A 24,348-nucleotide genomic window follows, 5' to 3' on the forward strand; every position below is an offset into this window, starting at 1 on the left:
CCGTCTCAAAGAAATCCGATCGAGATCCAGGGAAAGACCGCGACGACGATCAATCCCACCAGCAGCGCCAGCAGATAGCCCCAGATCGGCCTGATGCCTTCGGCCGGGTCGACGCGTCCGATCGCGCAGGCGGCATAATAGCCGACGCCGAAGGGTGGGGCGAATAAACCGATACCCATGGCCAGAATGATCACCATGGCATAGTGCACCTCGTGCACGCCGACGGCACGCGCAATCGGAAACAGCAGCGGCCCGAACAGCACGATCGCCGGGATGCCCTCCAGCACGCTGCCGAGGATGGTGAAGGCCAGGATCGAGACGGCGATGAAGGTCGCTGCTCCCCCCGGCAACCCCGTCATGGCCGCCGCCAGCGAGCGCGAGAAGCCGGATTGCGTCAGGCCCCAGGCCATGCCGGTGGCGGTGCCGATGATCAGCAGGATCGCGCCCGACAGCGCGGCGGTCTCGACCAGCATCGGAAACAGCCGCCGCCACTCGAAGCGGCGGTAGACGAGCAGGCCGACCACGGCGCCATAGACGATGCCAATGGTGGAGACTTCGGTGGCGGTGGCGATGCCCTCGACCACGGCGTAGCGGATCACGAAGGGCAGCGCCAGCGCGGGCAGGGCGACGATGAAGCTCTTGCCGATCTCGCTCGTATTGGCGCGGCGGACATGGCTCATGTCCTCGTGGCGATAGCGCCACCACACCAGCATGCAGAGCGTGATCGCAAGCACGACGCCGGGCAACAGGCCGCCGGTGAACAGCGCCGCGATCGAGACGCCGGTGACCGAGCCGATCGTGATCAGCACGAGGCTCGGCGGAATAGTTTCGGTCTGGGCGCCGGTTGCGGCAAGCAGCGCGACGAGGTCTCCGGGCTTGGCGCCACGCTGCTTCATCTCCGGGAACAGCACGGGCGCCACCGCGGCCATGTCGGCGGCCTTGGCGCCCGATATGCCGGAGACCAGATACATGGCACCGACCAGCACGTAATGCAGGCCGCCGCGGACATGGCCGAGCAGGCTCGCCAGGAACGCCACCATGGCCCGCGCCATGCCGGTCATCTCGATCAATAGCCCCAAAAACACGAACAGCGGCACCGAGAGCAGGATGAGGTGGCTCATGCCCTCGTCCATCCGCCCGATCAGCACCATCACAGGCGTCCGCGTGGTCAGCGCCAGATAGCCAAAGATGGCAAGGCCAAAGCCGAACGCAATGGGAACGCCGGCAAAGACGCAGAAGCCGGCGACGCCGACGAAGAAGATGACGAGATTGATATTGCCGAGCGGTCGCAAGTATGGCTGTGCCAGCCAGAACAGGCCGACGATCACGGCAACTGTTATCACGGCCGTCAGCACCATGCGGAGATCGGCGGCGCGCGTCAGCCGCAGCAACGCGAACACCGCCATCAGGCAGATGCCGGCCGGCAGCGCCGCGGCGCGCCACATGTTCGAGATCTGGAGCGCTGGCGTGGTGATGAAACTTTCCTCGTAGGCGTATTCGGCGGACGGCCAGACGATCAGCGCCAGGAACGCCAGCGCCGCGCAGGTCGCGACCAGGTCGAGCCAGGCCCGCATCGCCGGCCTGGCGCTGGCGACAATCGCGGTCATGCGCATGTGCTCGGAGCGACGGAATGCGACCGCAGCGCCCAGCATCGCCAGCCACAGGAACAGGATCGAGGCGAGCTCGTCCGACCAGATCAGCGGCCGGTGCACGCCGTAGCGCGCGACCACACCGGCGAACAGGATCACGATCTCGGCGACCACCAGGATCGCCGCCGGGACCTCGACGGCGAGGCCGAGGATGCGCTCGAGCGAGGCCAGCAACTGAGATCGGCGAGGGGGCTGAACAGCCTCCTCGCCCGCCACTTCGGTCACCTCGACCTCGACATGAGCCATGACGGCTCCAACGCGTTACGACAGCTTGCCGACGGCCTTTTCCAGCAGGTCCCAGGCCTGATCGCCATACTTGCCTTTCCACTCGGCATAGAAGCCGGCGGCGCGCAGCTTGTCGCGGAACGGCGCGACCGTGGGCTGGTTGAAGGTCAGGCCCTTGCCAGCGAGCTCCTGCTGGAGATTGGCGTTCAGCTTGGCGGTATCCTCACGCTCCTTGATCGCGGCAGCGTTGATGTTCTTGGCAACGATGGTGCGCACGTCCTCCGGCAAAGCGCTCCAGGCCTTGCGGTTGGCCAGGAACCAGAAGCCGTCCCACATGTGGTTGGTCAGTGAGCAGTACTTCTGGACCTCGTAGAGTTTTGCGGTCGAGATGATCGCCAGCGGGTTCTCCTGGCCCTCGACGATCCTGGTCTGGAGCGCGGAATAGACCTCGGCGAAATTGATCGAGGCGGGCGCCGCATCGAACGCCTTGAACATCGAGGTCCACAGCGGCGACACCGGCACGCGGATCTTGAAGCCCTTGAAATCATCCGGACCGGTGATCGGTTTGCTCGACGCGGTGGTCTGGCGGAATCCGTTGTCCCAGATCTTGTCCATGACCTCGAGGCCGGCCTTCTTGATCTCGCCGCGGACATGGGCGCCGAGATCGCCGTCCATGGCCTTCCAGACCGTGGCGTAGTCCGGGAACGCGAAGCCGATGCCGTTGATCGACGCCGCCGGCACCAGGGTCGACAGGATCAGGCCCGACAGCGTGAAGAACTCGACGCCGCCGGAACGGATCTGGCTCAGCATGTCGGTGTCGGAACCGAGCTGGTTGTTCGGGAAGATCTGGAGGTCGAATTTGCCGTTGGTCTCGGCCTTGATCGCCGCCGCCATCTCCCTGGCGCGCACGTTGAGCGGATGGGTGTCCGGCAGGTTGTTGGCGTATTTGTAGGTGAACTCGGCGCTCTGGGCGCGGGCCACATGGGGCGCGCCAATGCCGCCCAGGACCGCGGTCGCGGCGGAGGCCTTGAGAAGCGTGCGTCGGGAAAAGCGCGTTGAAATGACCATGGGGTCTGCTTCCTCGGAAGGTTTGTTTTTGTTGTGAGACGCAAACCTATACGGACGGACGGTCAGAAGGTCATCTGCGATCTCGCGAAGCCTCGCTTATTGCAGCCGGACATCGTCACGGCAATATCGGCTTTCGCCACATGCGCCGGATTCAAAATGTGAAAAACAACCCCATGCACAGTAGCCGTCGAGAGCTGGCGGAAGCTTCGAGGGGCGGACTGGAAATCGCGCCGGAACGAAGGCGTGGTGGCAGGAATTCCGCCTAAATATCTGATCTAATTGTATATAAAGATATTCCATAATATACCTTATGCGAATCAATGATATGGCTGTCCTGGCTGGGTACCGCTCGGCGTTGGCCGCCGAAATCCCTCCTCACCGTTGCTCTGCCAGCCCGCGTTACAACCGTGATCGTGGCGACTCATCACCGCACAAGTGAGCCGCGCTATGTTCAAGCCGGTGACGTTCGCGAACGGCGCGTCACCCCGAGGTCATCCGGCCGGCTATCAGGACGGCGCCGTGAAGTCGTAGGAGATACGTCCGGCGGGCAGATAGAACAGCGCGATGACGGCGCCGCCGCGGACCTCGGGATAGTGCCGGCTGCCGGGATCGGGCGCGGTCCAGCCAGGCCCTTGCCAGCCCTGGAGTCCCCTGAGCTCGGCGCCCTTGTCCAAGGGCACGACCAGGTTCAGCTCGCCATAGGGGTGGCCGTGATATTGCCCACGGAACACGTCATGGTCGTCCTCGTCCTTGAAGCGGCGCGGGTCGGTGCTGTTCATGTAGACGGCCGTGATGCTGAACTGGAACGTTTCGGGCATCGGTTCCAGGATGCGGCTGCGCCGGTAGTTCGGACCGTCGACCTCCTGGTTCGCCGCCCAGCCTTCCTCGACGCCGCGCTTAATCAGACGCGCCAGGTCCTGGTAGAGCTGACTGCCCTCGCCGTATTTTTGATTGAGCCACCGCTCCATCTCAGCGCCCGGCGTCATGTCCTTGACCTCGCGCAGAAACGGAATGCTGCACTGAATCAGCTCGTCTCGGCTTCCCATGGCTTGGTCCTTCCATTTTGGTTGCATTTTGTTCTTCGAAGCCCGCGAAAGACGCGAACTCCGCGACGTCAGCGCGCGGCATCAGCCGGCCCTTGGCCCCGTCCTTGGCGACATCCCTGGCGCGGCCGATCGAGATGCCGCACACGACCATCTGCTCCGCCGGAATCGACAGCAGCGGTCGCAGGATCCGGTGATATCTGGAGAACGTTTCCTGCGGACAGGACTGAAGCCCGTGGCCTGCCGCGGCCAGCAGCACGTTCTGGACGAACATGCCGAGGTCGAGCCAGCTCCCGACCTCCAGGCGCCGGTCGATCGTGACGATCAGCCCGACGGGCGCGCCGAAGAACGCATAGTTCTTGGCGGTTTGTCCGCTCCTGGCTTCGATATCGGTTTGGGCGATGCCGAGCGAGCCGTAGAACAACCGGCCGAACTCCTGTCGTCGTTGCAGGTAAGGTTCGGGCAGGTCGCTGGCGTAATAGCTGTATTCGGACGTGTGCCGGTCTCGGGCGGTCTCGTGCGCCTCGCGTAGCGCCGCGGACACCCTGTCCTTGGCGTGGCCCGCCAGCACGTGGACGTGCCAGGGCTGGATGTTGGCGCCGCTCGGCGCAAACCGCGCCACGCGGAGAATCTGCTCGACGGTCCCTCGCCCGACCGGTTCGCCCGAGAAGTCCCGGCATGCAAAACGGCTCGCGATGATCTCGTCGATCCGGCTCTGCACAGCTGTGCCCTCGCCGATCATGGCTGCTTCAGGAGCGGACATCCGCCTTGCTCCATCGGTCGGAAGGCTTCTTCTCCCGGAATCGTTGCCAGCAGCTCGTAATAGTCGAACTTGTATCTGGACTGCCCGGGGGACTTGACGCGAAACAGATACATGTCGCGGACCAGCCGGCCGTCCTCGCGGATCCGGCCATTTCGCGTCATGAAGTCGTTCACGGGTGTTTCGCGCATCTTGGCGGCGACGGTGGGCCCGTCCAACGTGCCGGCTGCCTGAACCGCCTTGAGATAGTGCATCACCGCGCCGTAGGTGCCGGCGTGGATCATGGTCGGGACCTTCTGGGTCTTTGCGATGAAACGCTTCGACCACGCGCGCGTGTCCTCGTTCAGGTCCCAATAGAATGCCGAACTCAGCATCAGGCCGTCGGCGCTCTGAAGTCCAAGACTGTGAATGTCGGCTATGAAGACGAGTAGCCCGACGAGTTTCTGCCGCTGCGTGATGCCGAATTCGCCGGCCTGCTTCACGGCGTTGATGAAGTCGCCGCCGGTATCGGCAAGCGCGATAACGTCTGCCTTCGAGGACTGCGCCTGAAGCAGGAAGGACGAGAAATCCGGCGTGTTGATCGGATGTTTCACTGCGCCGACCACCTTGCCGCCCATGGCGTCGATGACTTTGCGGCTGTCAACCTCGAGCTGCGCGCCGAGGGAATAGTCGACCGAGATGAAGAACCAGGAGTTTGCGCCGAGACGCGAGATCGCCTTCGTCGTTCCCTGCGACAGCGCATAGGTGTCGTAGGTCCAGTGAATCCCGGTCGGCGAACATTCGTCGCCAGTCAGGCGCGACGTGGCTGCGCCGGTGGCGAGGAACAGCTTCTTCTTGTCGCGCGTAATGCCCTGCACTGCCAGCGCGACCGCAGAGTTAGGCGCGTCGAGAATGACCTCGACGTTCTCGTTTTCGATCCAACGCCGTGTGATAGTCGCGCCCACATCAGCCTTGTTCTGATGGTCTCCAGCGACGATCTGGATGCCGCGTCCGAGCACCTGACCGTTGAAATCGTCGACGGCCATTTGCGCCGCGACCACCGAGCCCTGGCCGCCATTGTCGGCGTAGAGCGAGGACATGTCGGTGAGGACGCCGAGCTTCACCGGGCCATCCTGCGCAATGGCTGGCGCCGTGAACAGCGCCAGTGCGGCTCCAAGAACTCCGATCGACATTCCGCTGGATTTCATTGTCCGTCTCTCCTCCCAATCCGGCGCCGGGATCATGACGGGATCGCGCAATTGCGGAAGTGAAACTCTTGCAGAGTGATCCTGAACCGCCTTCAGATTGGTGAGGCGCGCGGTCGGCGTCCCGGTCGCGCGCCATGCTCGGTTGCGCCGGCTGCGCGGTTGGCCTTAACTGGGAAAGATCGCAGTGAAGCAACGGGCGCGCGATCCGCCTTGAGACGGTGTCCTGCTCGTGGCTGTTTCCTTCAAGACCCTCGACCTGAACCTGCTGAAGGTCTTCGACGCCGTCATGGAGGAGCGAAGCGTGCTGCGGGCGAGCCAGAGGGTCGCGCTCAGTCAATCCGCCGTGAGCCATTCGCTCGCCCGGCTCCGTGAGATGCTGGAAGACGATTTGTTCGTGCGCACGGCAACCGGCATGCAGCCGACAGCACGCGCATTGACGATGGCGCCGCAGGTTCGCGAAGCCCTGCGGTCTCTCGAGGCGGCGGTCGAGCTGCCGAGCTTCATTCCGGCGGCCTCCACCAGGCAGTTCACCCTGGCTGCCAACGATTTCACCACGATGGTGCTGGCCTCACCGCTCCTGAAGCTGCTCGGCCGCGAGGCGCCGGCGATCGACCTGATCATCAAGCCGGTGACGCGGATCGACCTCGCCGAGCAGATCGACCTTGGTCGCATCGATGTTGCGATCGGCGTGTTCTCGGATCCGCCGAGCCGCTTCCGCACCTCGCTGTTGTTCGAATATGACGATGTGCTGATCGTGGGCGGAAAACGGAAGCTTGGCCGGATCACCAACGCGGCCCTGGCGCGTATGCCGCTGGTCGTCGTCTCCTTCGGCGGCGAACAGGAGGGCGCGATCGGAGGCTTCATCTCCGAGCGCGGCCTCGCCCGGCGATCGGAAATGTATGATCGCGCGGCGCTCGAACGGGCTTTGTCCGAAAGCGACCGGCCGCCGCGCATAGCTGTGTCGCTGCCGCATTTTTTGGCCCTGCCCGCCCTGCTCGCGGACTCCGAATTGGCGGCGATCGTTCCGCGGCCATTGGCGCGGGCGTTCGAACGCGCGCATGCCGTCACGACCTATGAACTGCCTTACGCCACGACCCCGGTCGAGGTCCGGCTGTTGTGGCACGAACGTATCGAGGGTGAGCCGGCGCATGACTGGCTTCACGACATCCTCAGGCGTGCGACGGAGGACCTCGGGCGCGGACGCTAGCGAAAGAGGGCTCGGTTCCCTATTCCACTTGGCCGTTCAGTTGGGGCGGGTGGATGGAGGCTGTGCTAGACTGGGCGTCGCAGTCCTGGAAGAGGTCAATGATACAAGGCGGTCTCAACCGCCGCTCAAGGGAGGTTCGTCATGCAGGAGAACACCACGCGCGCAGGCCGCTCGCGCGCCATTCCATTCGATACCGCCAAGCTCGACCGTCTCATGGAGGCCGCCGGCCTCGACGTGCTGGTCGCGACCTCCAAGCACAATGTGCAGTACCTGCTGGGTGCCGAGCGCGCGATCTTCTTCGACTACATGGACGCGATGGGCGTCAGTCGTTATCTGCCGGTCCTGATCTATCCCAAGGGTGCGCCGGACAAGGCGGTCTATATCGGCCATCGCCTAGAGACCCATCAGCGTGCCGTGGCGCCGCTGTGGGTGCCGCAGGTGCGGACCGAATCGAGCGGCTCGGTCGATGCGATCACGCGGGCCGCTGGCCTGATCCGGGGCGCCGGCGTGCCCTTGAAGCGGGTCGGGGTCGAGATGGCGTTTCTGCCGATGGATGCGGGCCGGGCGCTCGTCGACGGCCTGCCCGGCGCCGAGCTCAAGGACGCGCTCCTGGTGCTGGAGCGGCTGCGGGCGGTCAAGTCGGCCGATGAGCTGGCGAAGCTCAAGACGGCGTCCGAGCTGGTCATCGCGTCGATGCTGGAGGTGATCGCCGCGCACGGCCCGGGCACCACCAAGCAGCAATTGTCGGATAGCTTGCGCGTCGCCGAAACCACTCGCGGCCTGACTTTCGAATACTGCCTGCTCGCCTGCGGCAGCAGCCACAACAGGGCGCCGTCACCGCAGCGCTGGGAGCAAGGCGACGTGCTGTCGCTGGACTCCGGCGGCAATTATCACGGCTATATCGGCGACCTCGCGCGCATGGCCGTGCTCGGCGAGCCCGACAGCGAGCTGAAGGATTGCCTCGCCGAGATCGAGGCGGTGCAGCGCGCCGCCTTTGCCGCTGTCCGGCCGGGCGCGATGGGCGGCGACATCTACGTCGCGGCCGAGCGGCAACTCGCCCAGATCACCCAGCGCGACTGCACGGACTTTCTGGCCCACGGCATGGGCCTCGTCAGCCACGAGGTCCCTCACCTGACGGCCAAGGGTCCGGTCCCCTACGACGACACCGACGCGCGCCAGCCGCTCGAGCCCGGCATGGTGGTGTCGATCGAGACCACCATGAAGCATCCCAGCCGCGGCTTCATCAAGCTCGAGGATACGGTTGCGGTGACGGCGACGGGCTTTGAGATTTTTGGTGAGGGCGGCCGCGGGTGGAATCTGGGTGGGAGTGCGCTGTAGGCGGGCACCACCCACCGCGCTGACAGGAGACATTTCGCCCTCGGCCTGGCCCAGCCGTGTCGTCAACGCCATGACCTGTAACGACCTGACTAGACTTCCGCGGAAGCGATAGCTCGCGGCATTCGCATGACTTGCTCAAGCGAGTGCCGATGCTTCAGCACGGCAAGGGTCTCGCGTGCGCTGAGGTTGCTGACGACTTCCTCGAAATCGTCGCTCTGCTCAATTTTGGCACGGGCGATCGCGAGGTCTATGTCGATCTGGCCCGATTTGCGTGGCGGCGCTTCGAGGGACTGCATGTGCCGTCCCAGCAACGCAGGGTTCTCTCCAAGTTCGATCAGAGCCCCGTGCGCCTCGATCCGAGCCAGGCTGGCAAGCTCCCTCGCCCTCTGCAGCAGTGCCGGCGCGCGATTGTCCTCCGGGGTCGCAAACAGCTGTGCCATTCGTGGTGCCGTCGACGTGACGAGACCGATCGGAATGGCACACACCAGGCCGATGACCACCGGCGACATCCAGAGCAGCAGCGGAAGCGACACGGCATAGGCGCTTGCCGCCATTGCCACACCGCAGAGGGTCGGCACCGTGAATTTGCGATACACTTCGTCGCGCGTGATCCTGCCATCGCTTCGCCGTTGCACTTGCCAGCCGGCGTCACGCCCCAGCAGGATCTCCGCCACGGCGGTCGATTGAAAGATCATCATCGATGGGGCGATCAGGGCGGCAAGCAGGCTCTCGGCGACCACGGCCAGCAGCACGCGAAATCCGCCGCCGAATGCCTGCCGTTCTGCACGCTTGGTGAGCAGAACCAAGTAGGCCAGCAATTTGGGCACGATGAGCAGCCCCATCGTCGCCGCAAAGACCCAGGCGGCGAGCACGGGATCCTGTGCGGGCCACGTTGGAAACAACGAAAAGCCCTTGGGAAAGTACTCGGGCTTGACGAAATAGGCCTGCAAGGAGATCAGGATTCCGAGCAATAGAAACAGCAGCCAAAGGGGGGCGGTCAGGTAAGAGCCGATCCCGGTCAGCAGGTGAAGCCTTGAGACCCAGTGCAGGCCTCGGGCCGGCAGAACGGCAAGATGCTGGAGGTTGCCTTGACACCAGCGACGGTCCCTCGCCGCAAAATCGAGCAGCGACGGTGGCACCTCCTCGAAACTCCCACCAAGACCGGGGGCCATGAAAATCCCCCACCCCGCCCGCCGCATCAGCGCGGCTTCAACAAAATCGTGGCTGAGGATGTGGCCGCCGAAAGGCTTCCTCCCGCGCAATTCGGGCAAGCCCGCCTCTTGCGCAAAAGCCTGCACCCGGATGATGGCATTATGTCCCCAATAGTTGCCCTCGGAGGCGTGCCACCAGGCGTTCCCGGCCGCGATCAGCGGACCGTACAAACGCCCCGAGAACTGCTGAAGCCGGCTAATCAGGGTTCGCGCATTGACGACGATCGGAAGCGTTTGAATCAGCGCGGCTTGCGGGTTCGCTTCCATCGCGGCCGCCAGCCGAACGATGGTCTCTCCGCTCATCAAACTGTCCGCGTCGAGAATGATCATGTAGTCGTAGGCGCCCCCGAACCGCCTCACCCATTCGGCGATGTTGCCTGACTTGCGGGCGGTGTTGTCGGATCGGTGACGATAGTAGAGATGGCCCGAACCGCAGTTGCGCTGCAGTTCCAGAAACGCAAGCTCCTCGGCAATCCAGGTGTCCGGATCTGTCGTGTCACTGAGCAGAAACCAATCGAACAACGCGGCCTGTCCGGTTTCGCCGATCGACTCGTACATGGCGCGGAGTCGCGCCATAAGATGGTGCTGATCCTCGTTATAGGTCGGCAACAGCATGGCGGTTCGGCCGGTGATCCCGGGCAGCGGGCCGTCGCCGTCAATCGGCAGCACATCCGGTCGGCCCCGCAGCAGCACGAAAAAGCCGGCTAACGAAGACACGAACGAAAACGCGATCCAGGCGAGCAGCACGAGAAACAGCCCGAACACCATGCCTTCGAGGACCGTGACGCCCCCAACCTTGAGAACATCGTACATCTCAAAGGCGCCCGCAGCCGTAATCGCGGCCGTTCCGCCGAGAATGAACAGGCGCCGCGCTGCAACGGCAGGGGTGGTCCGCAATCGCGCCCCGTCGGCACGATTGGTCGCGTCCAATCGGCAGGGCCGCATCGGGAGAGGCGTTTCCTCGGGAAGATACCGAATGCCAAGTTCAGGCGAAAGCGCGGGCAATGGCGTCAGGGCGCCCATCGGTAAACCCAGACTTCCGAGATGGGTTGATCGCCCTGCATCAAGACCGCCCTCAACTCGATCGGTGCGTCCTTCACGGCAGATTGAAAGCTCAGCCGCCAGCCGCCGGTTTCCGGGTTTGGCTGCGTGACGACGTTCTTGATCTCGGATTTGTCGGCGCTGACGGCGCCCCTCACCTTGTCAGGATCGACCTCCTTCAGCCTGTCGCCGACGAGCTCGAGCACGAACAATTTGCTGTCGTCGCCCCGCGCGCCAACGCCTGTGCGGGTGAACCGGGCCAGTGAATTTGGCTTCGGCGCGTCCGGGCCCCAGTGCAGACGGTAGGTGTAGTTGTTTTCGCTCTTGGCCTGGAGAGCCGCCTTCGGGCGCCAGAAGGCAGCGATGTTGTCGTGAACTTCCTCCTTGGTTGGGATCTCAAAGAGGACCACACTGCCCTCTCCCCAATCTCCGATCGGTTCGACCCAGAGGCTCGGGCGACGCTCAAATCGTGATTCGATGTCCTCGTACGCAAAGAAGTTTCTCTCCCGCTGCATCAGTCCGAAGCCGCGAGGATTGAGGTCATTGAATGTGCTGGCCTGCAAATCGCGTGGATTGTTGAGCGGACGCCAGAGTTGCTCGCCCTTTCCATTGAACACCGCGAGCCCGTCGGAGTCGTGCACGGCAGGGCGGAAATCGTCGACGTCGTGTCGGTCGTTCGGACCAAAAAAGAACATGCTCGTCATGGGCGCCAGGCCGGCATGTTGCAGCTCGATCCGTGGATAGAGCGACATCTCGACGTCGAAGATCGTCGGAGCGCCCGGCTTTATCGTGAAGCGATAGCTTGCCGTAGCGCTCTTGCTGTCAAGCAGCGCATGTACCACGACGGATGTGGCACCCGGCGCGGGCTTCTCCAGCCAGAAGGCCTTGAAGACGGGAAATTCCTCTCCCTTGCTCTCGCCGGTATCGATCGACAGACCGCGCGCGGAAAGGCCGTAGGTCTCGCCTTTCGCAACGGCACGGAAATAGCTGGCGCCGAGAAACGCGCAAACCTCGTCGTAATAGTCGCCCCGATTGAACGGGGCGTGAATGCGAAAGCCGGCAAATCCGAGATCGGTGTCCGGTACCTGGCCGATTTTGTCGCCGAATGCAAAATCCTCGCGCCGGTACCGGATCGGTACGGCTCGTCCGCCGGAGACCTCGTAGATGTCGACCCTGTTCTTGTAGAAAAAACCGCGGTGGAAAAACTGAACCTCGAAGGGCAGCTTTTCGCTGCGCCAGAGCGCGCGTTCCGGCAGAAAGCGGATTGACCGGTACTGGTCGTAGCTGAGATCCTTGAGCGCGTCCGGGACCTTTTCCTCAGGCGGCTCAAAGGGCTTGCTCGCCAAATTGCGGGCAAGGTCGCGGACATAGGAGGGGCCAAACGGCAACTCCGCCGCCGATGCCGCAGCGACTGCGCCAGGTAGTAATGTCGCCAATGGCGTCAATGCCGAGGCTGCTTCCAGGAATTGTCGGCGATTCAATTGTTCTACCCGTTCGGTTCCAACCGCAATGCAACACCCTCGTCGCGACCGAGTTCCATGTGCGCCGCCGAATCCGGGCACCGTGTGCCGACGGCCTCGTCGATGTGGGTTTGGGGCAACATCGCGCTGCTCCGGACTGGGTTGCGCCTGCAGGACGATCTCCAATTTCAAATTGCGCCTTCTTGAGCCATGGCGCGCGCAGCAAAGCTGTAGGGCTAGGTGAGACCGGCCTCCGGGAGGATTGCGAGATGCCCTACTCCGATGCGAGAAACCTGGGTAACGCCCCCGCAGCTTCCATCGCGGCGTACCAGCCGAAGACCATGGCCGGGCCGATCATCGTGCCCGGCCCCGGGTAAGTACCGCGGAAGATCGAGGATGAATCGGTGCCGATTGCGTACAGTCCGGATAGTACCGTCCCGTCACTGGACAATACGCGGGCGCATGAATCCGTGCGCAAGCCGGCGCTGCTGGCAAGATCGGACGGCCATACGGCGACGGCATAATACGGTCCCGGGCCGATCCGCCGCAGGCAGGGATTGGGTCCGGTTAGGGGATCGCCGTTGAAGCGGTTCAATTCGCTGGAGCCTCGGCCGAAATCGTCGTCGATCCCGGTTTCGGCATGGCGATTGTATCGTTCGACCGTTTCAACAAGCTGGTCGCCGTCGACATCGATCTTTCGCGCCAGCTCTGCGATCGTTTCACCCTCGATCAGATAATTGGCTTGCAGGAATTCGGTCAGGTTTCTGGTCCCGGGATGGACCAGCCCGATGCCAAAATCCCTGACGAAGGCACGGTCGCAGATCAGGAAGGCCGGCGTAGCTGACGCGGCAGAGGCGTTCGAACGCAGCATTGCCGCGACGAAATCGTGATAGGAATCGGCTTCATTCACGAAGCGACGGCCCGATGTGTTGACGGCGAGCAGTCCCGGCTTGGCGCGATCGAGCATGATGTGCGGGAATACCGACAAATGGCCGTCCGCTTGCGTCATGACCGAGCTCGGCATCCACAAGGCCGGACTATCGAGATCACGCTCGACGACGGCGCTGACGCGCTCGGCCGCCAGGATGCCGTCTCCCGTGTTGGATGAAGGCGCGAGCGAAAAGCGGCGCGCGGCGTCTGGAAACAGCCGTTCGCGAAGCTCGCGGCTCCAGCCGATGCCACCCGTCGCAAGCACCACGCCCTTGCGGGCACGTATGGTCACCTCTCCGGTTGGAGACGTGAGCACGGCCCCGACGACGACGTCGCCTTCGCAAATGATCTCGCGAAGTCCGGTCTCAAATCGCAAGCCGACGCCGGCGCGGCGGACGCTGTCGAGCAGTCTTGCGACCAGCGCGTTGCCCATGATCAGGCGCGTTCCACGCTTGTGGCGGATACGATCCAGCGCATGCCGGGTGAGAAGTCCCGCGGCGTGCCGAAAATTGGTCCAGTTGCGGAAGGGCGCCAGCAGCGCCGGAATGTCCGCCTTCCCGACCATCATGCCGCCGAGAACCATGAATTCGCGGCGTGGCGGCCTGACCCGGGTAAAATCGTCGCCGAGCTTGCGGCCGTCGAACGGAACGGCCCCGAGTGCGCGGCCGCCGATCGCGGCGCCCGGAAGGTTCTTGTAGTCGGGGTGTATCGGCGACGCCACGAAGCGGACGCTCGTTTTCTGCTCGAGATAGTCGAGAACGATCGGGCCTGCCTTGAGGAACATCTCCACGCGTTGGTCGGTCGCGTGCTCGCCGAGCATCGCGGCGAGATAGATGCGCGCGGCCTCGACCGTATCGGGCGTTCCGGCAAGCTGTCCTTGCCTGTTGCCGGGGATCCAGACAGTACCGGCGGAGGTCGCGGTCGTGCCGCCCACCATGCCCGACTTTTCGCACAGGACGACGTTGAGCCCTTCGAGGGCGCCGACCAACGCTGCCGTCATGCCGGCCGCGCCTGCGCCAACGACCAGCAGATCGGTCTCGACGTCCCAGGCGCGATCGGCTTGCAGCATCCGAGCCACCCTTCTCTGTTACGAAGCAGCGCGCGCCGTCTCGACCACGGCCCTGCCCGCTGCGAGTGCCCGGCGCGCTCGCGTTTCGGCATCGACGGTTTTCGCCAGTTGAACGGAGGGAACCTCGATGCTGATGGTCAGGCTCTCTGGCATCGCCTTGGTCAGGCCGACGAGATCAATGCCGCCCTCGCCCGGAAACATCCGCTCCTCGCGCGCGGCATGGATCAGCTGCTCCGTCGTCGCCGGGCGTTCGGCCGGACCGTCGCAGAGCTGCCAATAGTGAAGCCGCTCGGCCGGGATGGTGCGGAGATCGGCAAGCGAGCTTTGCGATCGATCGAAATGCAGCGCATCAACCAGAATGCCGGCCGCGGGATGGTCGACCTCGCCAACGATCCGCATCGCGGTTTTCAGGTCCGGCACGCTGGTCCACGGCATGAATTCGAGATCGGACGTCAGGCCGTGCTGGGCTGCGGCTTCGCAAAACTGCCGGTAGCGGTCGGAGAACCAGGCCAGGTCCGGATCATAGGCCGCGACGAGAATATGCTTGGCGCCGAGGCGTGCGCCCGCTTCGAAGAAGGGCGTGAACGAAGCGACGTCCGTCTCCGGTCTGAACGCAACGACTTCGAGATCGGCGACGGTCACGCCCGTCGACTGCAACCGCGCCAGCGTCTCCCGCATCATTGGCGCATCCTCCATCAGGCGATAGGCAATTCCGCCAGGCGTTGCCGGCAATAATCTCAGTCCGACCTTCTCATAGCCGCAGCGCGCCGCCAGTTCGATCATCGCGGGCGGCGCGAGATCGAGCACAGTCAGTGCGGCGAGCGAGAACATGGCCATCAGCCGAAATCCGCGATGCGGGCGTCGAGCGCAAACATCCCCTGATAAACCTCCGGCTCGCTCGCGCGGTCAAGAGCATTGGGCGCAATCGCGCGCGCCTGCTGCAAGGCGGCTTGCAGCGAAGCCGTATCGAGCGACTCGATCAACAGCAGGCCTGCGAAAAAGCCCTCGTTCGTCCGCATGCCCTTTTCAGCCGTCGGCACCGATGTCCGCGCCTCGTCGGTCGCGCCGATCTGCACGGCGGCGATCCCGTCGCATGCAACGAGCGCCTCGGCCAGCTTTTGGGGATCTGTGGGCAATGTCTCGATCCGCAGTGCCATGATCGTGGCCCCCTCGCCCCGCCCTGCCCGCGCGACCATGACGCCCCCGCCCCGCATGAAGTTGCCGAGCTTTGGCATGATACGCTGCGACCATGGCGTCGGCGCGTTGAGGCGCGCCATGTAGGCCTCGCCATCGAGAACCTCGGGCGTCTCGAGCTCGTAGAGGATGAAGAAGCGGTTGATCTCGTCCGTCGCCGCGCGGAACACACGGCACGCCAGAAAGCCCCTGGTGGTGACGCGCTCGGTGGTGTGCTCGCGCGTCAGCCAGTGCCGGTAATCGGTCAGATCGTGCGCTTCGACGTCGCTCCAGATGGCCAGAAATCCAGCACCGCGCATCGCGCTTCTCCCCTTACGTCTTGAGCCCGTGAAGAGCCGGCGGGATTGTGTCAGGCAATTGTCCGAGCTTCTGGACGGCCGCCAGCATCGCGGCGAGGTAGCCGTACGGGCCCAGGCCGCAGATCACCGCCGTGCAGGCGCCCGACGTGATCGAATGGCGATGCAGTTCGTCGCGCGCGTGGATGTTCGAGATGTGCAGCTCGATCTTGATTCCTTCGAAAATCTTCAGTGCGTCGATCAGCGCGATCGAGGTGAAGGAGTAGCCGGCCGGGTTGATGATGATCGCGTCCGCACTGCCGTGGGCGGACTGGATCAAGCCGACAAGCTCGCCCTCCATGTTGGACTGGTGGAACGAGATCGAGACGCCAAGCTGGTCGGCGAGCGCCTGACAGCTCGCCTCGATTTCCTTCAGCGTCGTCCGGCCGTAGATGTGCGGCTCCCTGATGCCGAGGAAATTCAGATTGGGTCCGTTCAGGATCATGATCTTTGCGGCCATTTTGGTCCCTCGTGTCCTTTGCGCCTGAGCTATGCGACTAGCCGCCAAACCATTTTGCCGGAATCGTCACCAGTCCCGGGAAGAGTACCATCGCGAACAGGACGATCAGCTGCGCGATCATGAAGGGCCAGACGCCCTTGATGATGTCCTCCATGCTGATCCTGGAGACGCCACAGACGACGTTGAGCACGATGCCGACCGGCGGCGTGATCAGGCCGATGGAATTGTTGATGATGAACAGGACGCCGAAATAAACGGGGTCGATGCCCGCCGCCTTGACGATCGGCATCAGGATCGGCGTGAGGATCAGGATCGTCGGCGTCATGTCGAGCGCGGTGCCCACGATCACCACCACGACCATGATTGCGAGCATCAACAGCGTGTTGTTGCCCATGAAAGGCTTCAGCAGCGTGACGACCTGCGCGGAGATCTCGGACACCGTGATCAGCCAGGAGGACACCAGCGCCGCCGCCACCAGGAACATCACGATGCTCGTCGTCACCGCAGAGGAGACGAATATTTCATAGAGCTGCGACAGCTTCAGTTCGCGATAGATGCAGGTTGCCACGAACAGCGAGTAGACGGCGACCACCACCGCGGCTTCCGTGGGCGTGAAGATGCCGAAACGCAGGCCGACGACGATGATGACGGGCAGCATCAGCGCCCAGAAGCCATCGACAACGGCCTTCATGATCTCGGACAATGAGGCCCGCGGTGGCGGCGTCAGGTTCTCCCGGCGCACCACCCATGCCCAGGCGAGGCAGAGCCCTGCCCCGAGCATCAACCCGGGCACGATGCCTGCCAGAAACAGCTTTGAGATCGAGACGCCGGCGGCGACGCCGAAGATGACGAACCCGATGCTGGGCGGAATGACGGGGGCGATGATGCCGCCCGCGGCGACGAGCCCCGCCGCATAGGATTTCTTGTGTCCTGCGGCCACCATCATCGGCACCAGCAGCGCCGCAAGCGCCGCGGCGTCGGCCGCGGCTGAGCCCGACAACGAGGCGAGAATGCAGGATGCCAGGATCGTGACGTAGCCGAGCCCGCCGCGGAAATGCCCGACCGCAACGAGCGCGACATTGACGATACGCTTGGCCAGACCGCCCTTGTTCATGATCTCACCGGCGAGCATGAAGAACGGAATGGCCATCAGCGGAAAACTGTCCGCACCGTTGATGATGTTCTGCGCCACGATCTGGGCGTCGAACATGTCGATCGTGCTCATCAGCGCGACGCCGCAGACGATCAGTGCGAAGGCGATCGGCATGCCCAGCGCCATGGCGCCGAGCAGCGAAAAGGTGAAGACCGCGATCGTCATGACGTGGTCCCGGTCGATTGCAGGATGTGAGCGCCGGCCGGCAGGATTTGCTGCTGCGACATCAGTGATCTTCCGATTCCTTGACGGCCACCATCTCGGCTTCGCTGGCCTGCCCGGTGAGCACGCGGACAAGGTCGTAGAGCAGGATCACCCCTGTTGACACGCCGAAGATCACGCCGACCGCGTAGAAGATGCCCATCGAAAGACCGGTCGCCGGCGCGCGATCGTCGAGATTGATGATGGTCTGGCGCCAGCTGCCGGAGAGCAGCAGCCAATCGGCAAACAGCATCAGGCCATAGTTGAGGACGAAGCAGACGCGCTTGCCTGAGGCCGGAAGCATCCGGATCAGGGTGTCGACGCCGAGATGGGCGTGTTCGCGCATCGCGACGATGGCGCCGAGAAAGGTCAGCCAGACCAGCAGCCAGCGCGACAGCTCCTCGGAAATCGTGATGCCGGAGTTGAAGCCGTAGCGCAGGATCACGTTGCCGAAGACCAGGACCACCATGACCGCGAGACACGCGGCAATGACGGCTTTCAGGAACGTGCAATAGAGGTCGAGAGCTCGCGCCATGCGTGACGTCCGGGGCAAATGAGGAGGACGAGCCGGCCATTGGCCGGCTCCCTGCGTGATGGGGAAGTCGGTTACTTCACGTCCTTGCGGATGCGCTCGACCTCGTCGTTGAAGAGCTTCACGGTCTCGGTGCGCAGATTGGCCGAGATCTTGTCCACGACCGGCTGAACCGCCTTGCGCATGCGGTCGGTCTCTTCAGGAGCGATCGCGTTGTACTGCATGCCCTTGGCCTGCAATTCCGCCAAAGCCTTTTCGGTCTGAAGGCGCGTCTGCTCCTTCTGGTAGCCACGGCTTTCTGCATAAGCCTCGCGCATCAGCTTCTGCTCGGTCGGCGACAGCTTGTCCCAGAACACCTTGCTCACCAGGATGATGTTCAGGGTGAAGGTGTGATTGGTGGCGGAAACGTATTTCTGCACTTCGTAGAATTTGTTGGAGAGAATGACCGTGTAGGGATTTTCCTGGCCGTCGACCGTGCGGGTCTCCAGCGCCGAATACAGCTCACCAAAAGCCATCGGGACCGGGTTGGCCTTAAAGGCGCTGAAGCTTTCGAGGTAGACCGGATTCGGAATCACGCGCAGCTTGAGGCCGCTGAAATCCTCGATCTTGGTGATCGGGCGGGTGCTGTTGGTGACGTTGCGGAAGCCCAGCCCCCAATAGCCGAGACCAATCAGCCCCTTCGACGGCAGCGTATCGATCATCGCCGTGCCGAATTTGCCGGTCGCGAGCGCGTCGGCCTGCTCGGTCGTGTTGAACAGGAACGGGAAGTCGATCAGGCCGAATTCCGGAACGACGGTTGCGAGCGATGTCGTCGAGGCCGACAGCATCTCCTGCGTGCCGCCGCGCAACGCCGATTGCTGCTGCAACTCGTTGCCGAGCTGCGAGGCCGCGAACTCGCGGACCTTCATCTTGCCCCCGCTCTTCGCCAGCAGGATCTCCGCAAACTTCTGCACGCCGAAGCTGACGGGGTGATCGGTGTTGTTCAGGTGCCCCCACCTGATCGTCCGCTCCTGGATGTCATCGGCGGCGGATGCGCCGACCGTCAGCGCCACGCAGATCGCCGTCGCAGACAGCGCCCGTACCAACAAGCTCATCGTGTCCTCCCTGTTCACCGGGCACGAACGGCGGCTTGAGCGCTTGTTTTCCGTACCCTCAGTTCATTTACACATCATACATATATTTCTATGTCAAAGGAGAATATCAATTTCATATGAGATTTCTCTAGACGTCTGATGACTGTGATCTGCTATATTGCTGGCAACATTGATGGTTCGGCCGCCTCCGGGACGGCCGGCAGTCCGACAGGCGGGATCAGACGGCATGACGGCACTTGAGGAACGGCCTCTGTCGGCGGGCGACAGCGGCTATCAGCGCATCCGGTCCGACATCATTTTCGGCGTGCTGACGCCGTCCGGACGTCTCAAGCTCGATGCGATGAAGGAAGATTACGGCGTCAGCATCTCGACGCTGCGCGAGATCCTCAATCGCCTGACCTCGGAGGGTTTTGTCGTCGCCGAAGGCCAGCGTGGCTTCGAGGTGGCGCCGATCTCGATCCAGAATTTGCGCGAGCTCGCCGACCTGCGCATCCTGCTCGAGCATCATGCGATGGCCGAGTCGTTCCGCGCCGGCGATGTCGAGTGGGAGGGCCGCGTGGTCTCGGCGCATCACAAGCTGGCGGCCACGGAACGCACCGTCCTGAAAGAAGGCGACGATCCCGAGCTGCGCAAGCGCTACGACGGCGAATTCCACCAGGCGCTGATCTCTGCTTGCGGGTCGCGCGAGCTGATGCACACCCATGCGGTCGTGTTCGATAAGTACTTCCGCTATGCGCTGCGCTATCGGGGCACGGAGACGATCAACCAGCACAAGGCGTTGCTTGAGTGCGCCCTGAAGCGCGACATCAAGGGCGCCAGGGCCGTCCTCACCGACCATATCAATGGCTGCGTCGCGCATGCCCTGTCCTCTTGGAAGGACAGCTGACCGCACTCTCCCACCGAAAAGATCAAGTCGTCGGCGAAGAAGAACGATAAGATGGACTCCAAAATTCCATTCTCGACGGCGAGGCTTGACGGCTTGCTCGATGCTTCAGGCATCGACGTCCTGATCGTCACCTCGAAGCACAACATCCAGTACCTGCTCGGCGGGTACTATCACTTCCAGTTCGATTACATGGAAGCGATTGGCATCAGCCGCTATCTGCCCGTCTATGTCTACGTGAAGGGCGCGCCGGACAAGTCGGCCTATATCGCCAACCGCAACGAGCGGGACAGCGTCCAGAACAGAACCGGCGCCGGCTACTGGATGCCGCCGGTCGTGTTCGGATCGTCAACCTCGGTCGAGGCGATGACGCTCGCTCTCAACCATGTGAAGGCCATCGCGACGTCTTCGCTTCGTGTCGGCGTCGAGATGTCCTTCCTTCCCGCTAACGCGGCAGACGTGCTGCGTCAGGGGCTCCCCGATTGCGGGCTCGTCGAGGCGATGCGCCCGCTGGAGAAACTGCGGTCGATCAAGACCGCGGCCGAGCTGGAGATTCTTCGCGAGGCGTCCGAGCGCGTCGTCGCATCCATGATGGACGCGGTCAGCCAGGCACGCCCCGGGCAAAGCAAACGCGAGATCATCGATCATTTGCGGCGGGCCGAACTGTCCCGCGACATGATCTTCGAATACGCCCTGGTGACGATGGGAACGAGCCTCAACCGGGCTCCCTCCGAGCAACGTCTCGAGCCGGGCGATATCATGTCCCTGGATTCGGGCGGGAATTACAAAGGCTACATCGGCGATCTCTGCCGGATGGCCGTGCACGGAGCGCCGGACGGCGAACTCGTCGATCTGCTCGCGGAAATCGACCTGATCCAGCAGGCGGCCCGCGCCCCGATCCGGGCGGGTCTTGTCGGCAGCGACATCTACGCCGCTGCGAATGACGCGCTCGCGCGGTCTCCTCACGGCAAGCAGATGCATTTCGTCGCCCATGGCATGGGCATCGTCGGCCACGAAGCGCCGCGCCTGACGGCGAGCGGCCCTATTCCCTATCCCGCCGACGACGCCAATGCGCCGCTGGAGGCCGGCATGGTTCTCTCGATCGAAACCACGCTGCCCCACAAGCGCCGTGGCTTCATCAAGCTCGAAGATACGATCGCCGTGACCTCGACCGGCTATCAGGCTTTTGGCGACGACGCCCGCGGCTGGAACCGGATTCCGGCATGACCGCCAATTCGATCCCCGCATACAGAGTCGAGACCGCCGTCGCCAGCGCGGATATTCTTGGCGAAACGCCCTTGTGGTGCGACCGTTCGCGCAAGCTGTGGTGGATCGACATCGACGGCAGGCTTCATCAATCCTTCGATCCGGCGACGGGCGCCCATCACGTCACTTCCCATGATGGCCAATTCCTGGGCAGCCAGGCCCTGACGGCGGACGGCTCGCATCTGCTCGCGCAGGACCTGCGGCTCTCCCGTCGCGTTTCCGACCAGGCTCCTCCCGCCGAATTCTGCGAGGTCGAAAACGGCCTCGACAACCGTCTCAACGACGGCCGCGTGGACGCGCGCGGTCGTCTCTGGATCGGCACCATGGACAACCAGCTGCATCGTCCGAACGGCGCGCTGTACCGCGTGACCGGCGACGGCCAGGTGACGCGCCTGTTCGGCGACGTCATCGTCACAAACGGGATTGCGTTCTCGCCTGACAACCGAACGCTCTATTTCACGGACACGCGACGACACTGCACCTGGACGTTCGACTTCGACCTCGACGACGGCACGATCCGCAACAGACGCGTGTTTGCTGATTACAGCGCTTCGGGGGAAAGGCCTGACGGCGCGTGCGTTGACGTCGATGGCGGGCTATGGACGGCGTTCTTCTCGGGCGGCCGCCTGGTGCGCTATCGGCCCGACGGGACGATCGATACGGTTATTGCGGTGCCCGTGACCAATCCGACCTGCCTGTGCTTTGGAGGAAACGACCTCAAGACGCTGTTCGTGACGACGGCCAGGAAATTCCTGGATCCCCGGCAGCTCGGCATCGAGCCTCAGGCCGGTCATCTCCTGGCCATTCACGGCGTCGCGCAGGGGCTGCCGGAGCACCGTTTCCTGTTCGGTTAGCGCGGCAGCAGCAGCTCCAACTGGCTCTGCGCCTTCTTCACCGCACTCGCAAACCAGCTCTGGCTCGGCGCTTCCTTGGCGAAACATTTTGTGTAGGCGTCCATCGCCTGGTCTTCCCTGGCCATGGAGTCCTGCGGGGTCTTCTTCGCCATCATCTGCTTCCACACACGCTCGCAGGCGGGGATCTCGGCGGTCTTCACGGCGTCGCTGCTGGCGAGGAAATAGACCTTGTCGCCCTGGATCGCGACGACGTCGATTTCATGCGGCGGCCCTTTCAGATCGCCATTGCCGCGCACGCCGAGCACGGCAACCGCGGCGCTTGCCAATGCGGGCTTTGCGATCGGCAGCTCGGCATATTTGGCGAACGCAGAATCCTGGATCGCTTGATAGTAGAAGCGGTCCGATTTGAAGGCCGCGCCGATCTCCAGCGGCATGCCGTCCTCGTGGTGCTCGCGCAGCCAGTGCTTCAGCAGCCCTGTGGTGGTCACCACGGCTTGAAGCTTGTCGCCTTCGGAGGAAAAGCCGAGGCCGTCGAGATGGCCGAAGCCGGAATCGCCCCTGAACAGCGTGTCGGCGTTCGACCTGCCCTCCGCCGGCAGCCCCTTGATCGTGACCGGTCCCACCAGGCCGCGCAGCGCGCCCGTCAGCTCATTCAGTGCGGCATCATGCTGCTTGAAGGTCTCGTCGCTCTCCTTGGCTTGGGAGAATTTTGCGATGTAGCGATCGCGCAGGTCGAGATAGTGCTGCTCCGGCGTAGCCGCGTGGGCGGGCGTCGCGAACACGAGCAGGCAGAGCAAGGCAAGCGATCTCATGCGATGTCCGAACGACGGGGGGCGATCTCCAGTCTTTGTGCCCTTGCCGGGCGGGAAGGTTCATCCGCGAGGTCGGGTGCCCTACTCCGCCGGCGTGAGCTGCTGCCGGCTCAGCCGCACGGCCGCCGTCTCGCGCGAGCGGATGCGGGCGCGGCGCTTGCGCCACCAGATCACGACGCCGGTGACCGAGAGCGCGGCTACCACCAGCCCCATGATCGAGATCAGGATGCGGCCGAACAGTCCGACGATGCGGCCCGAATGCAGCGGAAACTGCGCCTGCACGAAGATATCGGCGGCGGTGCCGACCCAGGGCAGCCGCTCGCCGAGCGGTCGGCCATCCTCGCTGTCGTAATAAAGCTGCGCCGGGCCGACGCCGCCGGCGCCGTGATCGTCGCCGGGATGGAAATAGGCGGCGGCGTAGACGCCATGGGCCGGGCCGTAGCTGAGCGCGCCGACCGGAATGGTCCACCCTCGGGCCCTGCCGTCGGCGGCCGCACGCGCGGCGATCTCGGCGAAGGTCACCCTGGGCTCGATGGGATCGTCGAGATCGCGATAGGGCCGCTGCTCATAGGGCGTCGGCGTGTAGTTCGACACCATCTTCATCAGCGGCGAGAACACCTCGAAATAAAGGTTTAGCGAGAACGCCGTGAAGGCGATGATGAACAGCACGCCCCAGGTCCACAGGCTGAAGGCGCGGTGGATGTCGAAATTGATCCGGTAGGCGCTGCCCGAGGTCTTGATGGTCCAGGCCGGCGCCCAGCGCGCCCAAAAACCACGATCAAGCTGGCGCGTGACGGCAGGCGCCCGCGCGGCCTTGGCGCTGCGCCGGGACGGCAGCGTGAGATAGAAGCCGACGAAGCAGTCGATGGTCCAGATGATGGCGATGATGCCGAGCACGCGCATGCCCCAGCGGTCGCTGCCCCAGAATTCAGGGATGTGCATGGTGTAGTGCAGCTTGTAGAGGAACGAGACGAAGTTCTCTCGCGTGACCGGCCACACGGCGCCCCAGTAGCGGCGGCCGAGCTCGATGCCGGTATTGGGATCGAGGAAGACCTGGTTGTAGTCCATCGCAAAGCGCTTGCCGGTCGCAGGATCAATCCGCGGCATCACGAAGAACCACAGCGAGTGCCCTTCCTCCGGCGTCATGAAGAGATAGACAACGCGCGCCCGGGGATCTCGCTGCTCGATCATTTTGGCGAGCTCGATCGAGGGGATCGCCGGGCCTTTGGTCGAGACGTCGAACAGGTGGCTGTTGAGGACGTCGTCTAGCTCATGGTCCCAGGAGATGATCGCGCCGGTGATGCCGGAGAAGAACAGGAAGCCGGCCGTCAGCAGTCCCGCCCAGCGATGCAGCCTGCCGAATATCGCTCTCATTG

Annotated in this window: 21 protein-coding genes; 5 read left to right on the top strand and 16 right to left on the bottom strand. The window is 63.6% G+C overall.

Annotated elements, in window-relative coordinates; translation table 11 throughout:
* Positions 1 to 5 precede the first annotated feature (5 nt).
* From B5V03_RS38495 to B5V03_RS38515, 5 genes are all read right to left on the bottom strand, one after another.
* Complete coding sequence (locus B5V03_RS38495) at positions 6 to 1,895, bottom strand: TRAP transporter large permease (RefSeq protein WP_129275617.1); 1,890 nt, start codon at positions 1,893 to 1,895, stop codon at positions 6 to 8.
* Between the two features lie 15 nt (positions 1,896 to 1,910).
* Positions 1,911 to 2,942, bottom strand: coding sequence for a TRAP transporter substrate-binding protein (locus B5V03_RS38500; RefSeq protein WP_129275618.1), 1,032 nt, complete (start codon positions 2,940 to 2,942; stop codon positions 1,911 to 1,913).
* Positions 2,943 to 3,448: 506 nt separating this feature from the next.
* The gene (locus tag B5V03_RS38505; RefSeq protein WP_129275619.1) at positions 3,449 to 3,988 is read right to left on the bottom strand and encodes a DUF4863 family protein; all 540 of its coding nucleotides are present in this window, start codon (positions 3,986 to 3,988) and stop codon (positions 3,449 to 3,451) included.
* Complete coding sequence (locus tag B5V03_RS38510; RefSeq protein WP_245502478.1) at positions 3,912 to 4,727, bottom strand: nitroreductase; 816 nt, start codon at positions 4,725 to 4,727, stop codon at positions 3,912 to 3,914. The genes B5V03_RS38505 and B5V03_RS38510 overlap by 77 nt, the downstream gene beginning before the upstream one ends.
* Positions 4,724 to 5,932, bottom strand: coding sequence for an ABC transporter substrate-binding protein (locus B5V03_RS38515; protein WP_129275620.1), 1,209 nt, complete (start codon positions 5,930 to 5,932; stop codon positions 4,724 to 4,726). The genes B5V03_RS38510 and B5V03_RS38515 overlap by 4 nt, the downstream gene beginning before the upstream one ends.
* A gap of 229 nt (positions 5,933 to 6,161) precedes the next feature.
* On the opposite strand from B5V03_RS38515, the gene B5V03_RS38520 reads away from it, so the two are divergent.
* Both B5V03_RS38520 and B5V03_RS38525 read left to right on the top strand, forming a co-directional pair.
* On the top strand, positions 6,162 to 7,139 hold the full coding sequence (locus tag B5V03_RS38520) for a LysR family transcriptional regulator (RefSeq protein WP_129275621.1): 978 nt from the start codon (positions 6,162 to 6,164) through the stop codon (positions 7,137 to 7,139).
* Positions 7,140 to 7,280: 141 nt separating this feature from the next.
* The gene (locus tag B5V03_RS38525; protein WP_129275622.1) at positions 7,281 to 8,477 is read left to right on the top strand and encodes a M24 family metallopeptidase; all 1,197 of its coding nucleotides are present in this window, start codon (positions 7,281 to 7,283) and stop codon (positions 8,475 to 8,477) included.
* An 89-nt stretch (positions 8,478 to 8,566) separates the two neighbouring features.
* On the opposite strand, the gene mdoH is transcribed toward B5V03_RS38525, so the two are convergent.
* The 9 genes from mdoH to B5V03_RS38570 form a co-directional block, all read right to left on the bottom strand.
* Positions 8,567 to 10,711 carry a glucans biosynthesis glucosyltransferase MdoH gene (gene mdoH / locus B5V03_RS38530; protein ID WP_129275623.1) on the bottom strand — a complete coding sequence of 715 codons (2,145 nt, stop codon included), beginning with the start codon at positions 10,709 to 10,711 and terminating at the stop codon, positions 8,567 to 8,569.
* Positions 10,699 to 12,210 (bottom strand): glucan biosynthesis protein G, encoded by a 1,512-nt coding sequence (locus B5V03_RS38535; RefSeq protein WP_129275758.1) that lies wholly within the window; start codon positions 12,208 to 12,210, stop codon positions 10,699 to 10,701. Before B5V03_RS38535 ends, mdoH begins: the two co-directional genes overlap by 13 nt.
* A 253-nt stretch (positions 12,211 to 12,463) precedes the next feature.
* Entirely contained in the window at positions 12,464 to 14,188 is a 1,725-nt protein-coding gene (locus B5V03_RS38540) for an FAD-dependent oxidoreductase (protein ID WP_129275624.1), read from the bottom strand.
* 18 nt (positions 14,189 to 14,206) lie between these two features.
* Positions 14,207 to 15,025 carry a sugar phosphate isomerase/epimerase family protein gene (locus tag B5V03_RS38545; RefSeq protein WP_129275625.1) on the bottom strand — a complete coding sequence of 273 codons (819 nt, stop codon included), beginning with the start codon at positions 15,023 to 15,025 and terminating at the stop codon, positions 14,207 to 14,209.
* Positions 15,025 to 15,681 (bottom strand): hypothetical protein, encoded by a 657-nt coding sequence (locus B5V03_RS38550; protein ID WP_129275626.1) that lies wholly within the window; start codon positions 15,679 to 15,681, stop codon positions 15,025 to 15,027. The genes B5V03_RS38545 and B5V03_RS38550 overlap by 1 nt, the downstream gene beginning before the upstream one ends.
* Before the next feature lie 13 nt (positions 15,682 to 15,694).
* Positions 15,695 to 16,177, bottom strand: coding sequence for a type II 3-dehydroquinate dehydratase (locus B5V03_RS38555; protein ID WP_129275627.1), 483 nt, complete (start codon positions 16,175 to 16,177; stop codon positions 15,695 to 15,697).
* A 37-nt stretch (positions 16,178 to 16,214) separates the two neighbouring features.
* Entirely contained in the window at positions 16,215 to 17,495 is a 1,281-nt protein-coding gene (locus tag B5V03_RS38560) for a TRAP transporter large permease (protein ID WP_129275628.1), read from the bottom strand.
* 61 nt (positions 17,496 to 17,556) lie between these two features.
* Positions 17,557 to 18,066, bottom strand: a complete 510-nt coding sequence (locus tag B5V03_RS38565) for a TRAP transporter small permease (RefSeq protein ID WP_129275629.1) — start codon at positions 18,064 to 18,066, stop codon at positions 17,557 to 17,559.
* Between the two features lie 71 nt (positions 18,067 to 18,137).
* The gene (locus tag B5V03_RS38570; protein ID WP_129275630.1) at positions 18,138 to 19,157 is read right to left on the bottom strand and encodes a TRAP transporter substrate-binding protein; all 1,020 of its coding nucleotides are present in this window, start codon (positions 19,155 to 19,157) and stop codon (positions 18,138 to 18,140) included.
* A 226-nt stretch (positions 19,158 to 19,383) separates the two neighbouring features.
* Here B5V03_RS38570 and B5V03_RS38575 point away from each other — a divergent pair, with 226 nt between their 5' ends.
* From B5V03_RS38575 to B5V03_RS38585, 3 genes are read left to right on the top strand one after another with little or no spacing between them, the layout of a single operon-like run.
* Positions 19,384 to 20,043 (top strand): GntR family transcriptional regulator, encoded by a 660-nt coding sequence (locus tag B5V03_RS38575; RefSeq protein WP_129275631.1) that lies wholly within the window; start codon positions 19,384 to 19,386, stop codon positions 20,041 to 20,043.
* A gap of 51 nt (positions 20,044 to 20,094) precedes the next feature.
* Complete coding sequence (locus B5V03_RS38580; protein WP_129275632.1) at positions 20,095 to 21,267, top strand: M24 family metallopeptidase; 1,173 nt, start codon at positions 20,095 to 20,097, stop codon at positions 21,265 to 21,267.
* Positions 21,264 to 22,160: an SMP-30/gluconolactonase/LRE family protein gene (locus tag B5V03_RS38585; RefSeq protein WP_129275633.1), complete on the top strand. Its 897-nt coding sequence runs from the start codon at positions 21,264 to 21,266 to the stop codon at positions 22,158 to 22,160. Before B5V03_RS38580 ends, B5V03_RS38585 begins: the two co-directional genes overlap by 4 nt.
* On the opposite strand, the gene B5V03_RS38590 is transcribed toward B5V03_RS38585, so the two are convergent.
* Together B5V03_RS38590 and fsrB are read right to left on the bottom strand one after the other, a co-directional pair.
* Entirely contained in the window at positions 22,157 to 22,972 is an 816-nt protein-coding gene (locus B5V03_RS38590; protein ID WP_129275634.1) for a hypothetical protein, read from the bottom strand. The two genes, B5V03_RS38585 and B5V03_RS38590, sit on opposite strands and share 4 nt — an antisense overlap.
* Positions 22,973 to 23,053: 81 nt before the next feature.
* On the bottom strand, positions 23,054 to 24,346 hold the full coding sequence (fsrB, locus tag B5V03_RS38595; protein WP_129275635.1) for a siderophore utilization protein FsrB: 1,293 nt from the start codon (positions 24,344 to 24,346) through the stop codon (positions 23,054 to 23,056).
* Positions 24,347 to 24,348: the final 2 nt, after the last annotated feature.

Source organism: Bradyrhizobium betae (assembly GCF_004123905.1).
In the GTDB taxonomy this organism is placed as follows: domain Bacteria; phylum Pseudomonadota; class Alphaproteobacteria; order Rhizobiales; family Xanthobacteraceae; genus Bradyrhizobium; species Bradyrhizobium betae_A.

Bases quoted from the DNA above. Each gene is read 5' to 3' on its own strand.
- B5V03_RS38505 (WP_129275619.1), bottom strand. From the start codon at position 3,988: ATGGGAAGCCGAGACGAGCTGATTCAGTGCAGCATTCCGTTTCTGCGC.
- B5V03_RS38585 (WP_129275633.1), top strand. From the start codon at position 21,264: ATGACCGCCAATTCGATCCCCGCATACAGAGTCGAGACCGCCGTCGCC.
- B5V03_RS38565 (WP_129275629.1), bottom strand. From the start codon at position 18,066: ATGGCGCGAGCTCTCGACCTCTATTGCACGTTCCTGAAAGCCGTCATT.
- B5V03_RS38500 (WP_129275618.1), bottom strand. From the start codon at position 2,942: ATGGTCATTTCAACGCGCTTTTCCCGACGCACGCTTCTCAAGGCCTCC.
- B5V03_RS38515 (WP_129275620.1), bottom strand. From the start codon at position 5,932: ATGAAATCCAGCGGAATGTCGATCGGAGTTCTTGGAGCCGCACTGGCG.
- mdoH (WP_129275623.1), bottom strand. From the start codon at position 10,711: ATGGGCGCCCTGACGCCATTGCCCGCGCTTTCGCCTGAACTTGGCATT.
- B5V03_RS38540 (WP_129275624.1), bottom strand. From the start codon at position 14,188: ATGCTGCAAGCCGATCGCGCCTGGGACGTCGAGACCGATCTGCTGGTC.
- B5V03_RS38570 (WP_129275630.1), bottom strand. From the start codon at position 19,157: ATGAGCTTGTTGGTACGGGCGCTGTCTGCGACGGCGATCTGCGTGGCG.
- fsrB (WP_129275635.1), bottom strand. From the start codon at position 24,346: ATGAGAGCGATATTCGGCAGGCTGCATCGCTGGGCGGGACTGCTGACG.
- B5V03_RS38580 (WP_129275632.1), top strand. From the start codon at position 20,095: ATGGACTCCAAAATTCCATTCTCGACGGCGAGGCTTGACGGCTTGCTC.
- B5V03_RS38495 (WP_129275617.1), bottom strand. From the start codon at position 1,895: ATGGCTCATGTCGAGGTCGAGGTGACCGAAGTGGCGGGCGAGGAGGCT.
- B5V03_RS38575 (WP_129275631.1), top strand. From the start codon at position 19,384: ATGACGGCACTTGAGGAACGGCCTCTGTCGGCGGGCGACAGCGGCTAT.
- B5V03_RS38525 (WP_129275622.1), top strand. From the start codon at position 7,281: ATGCAGGAGAACACCACGCGCGCAGGCCGCTCGCGCGCCATTCCATTC.
- B5V03_RS38555 (WP_129275627.1), bottom strand. From the start codon at position 16,177: ATGGCCGCAAAGATCATGATCCTGAACGGACCCAATCTGAATTTCCTC.
- B5V03_RS38550 (WP_129275626.1), bottom strand. From the start codon at position 15,681: ATGCGCGGTGCTGGATTTCTGGCCATCTGGAGCGACGTCGAAGCGCAC.
- B5V03_RS38510 (WP_245502478.1), bottom strand. From the start codon at position 4,727: ATGATCGGCGAGGGCACAGCTGTGCAGAGCCGGATCGACGAGATCATC.
- B5V03_RS38590 (WP_129275634.1), bottom strand. From the start codon at position 22,972: ATGAGATCGCTTGCCTTGCTCTGCCTGCTCGTGTTCGCGACGCCCGCC.
- B5V03_RS38560 (WP_129275628.1), bottom strand. From the start codon at position 17,495: ATGACGATCGCGGTCTTCACCTTTTCGCTGCTCGGCGCCATGGCGCTG.
- B5V03_RS38545 (WP_129275625.1), bottom strand. From the start codon at position 15,025: ATGGCCATGTTCTCGCTCGCCGCACTGACTGTGCTCGATCTCGCGCCG.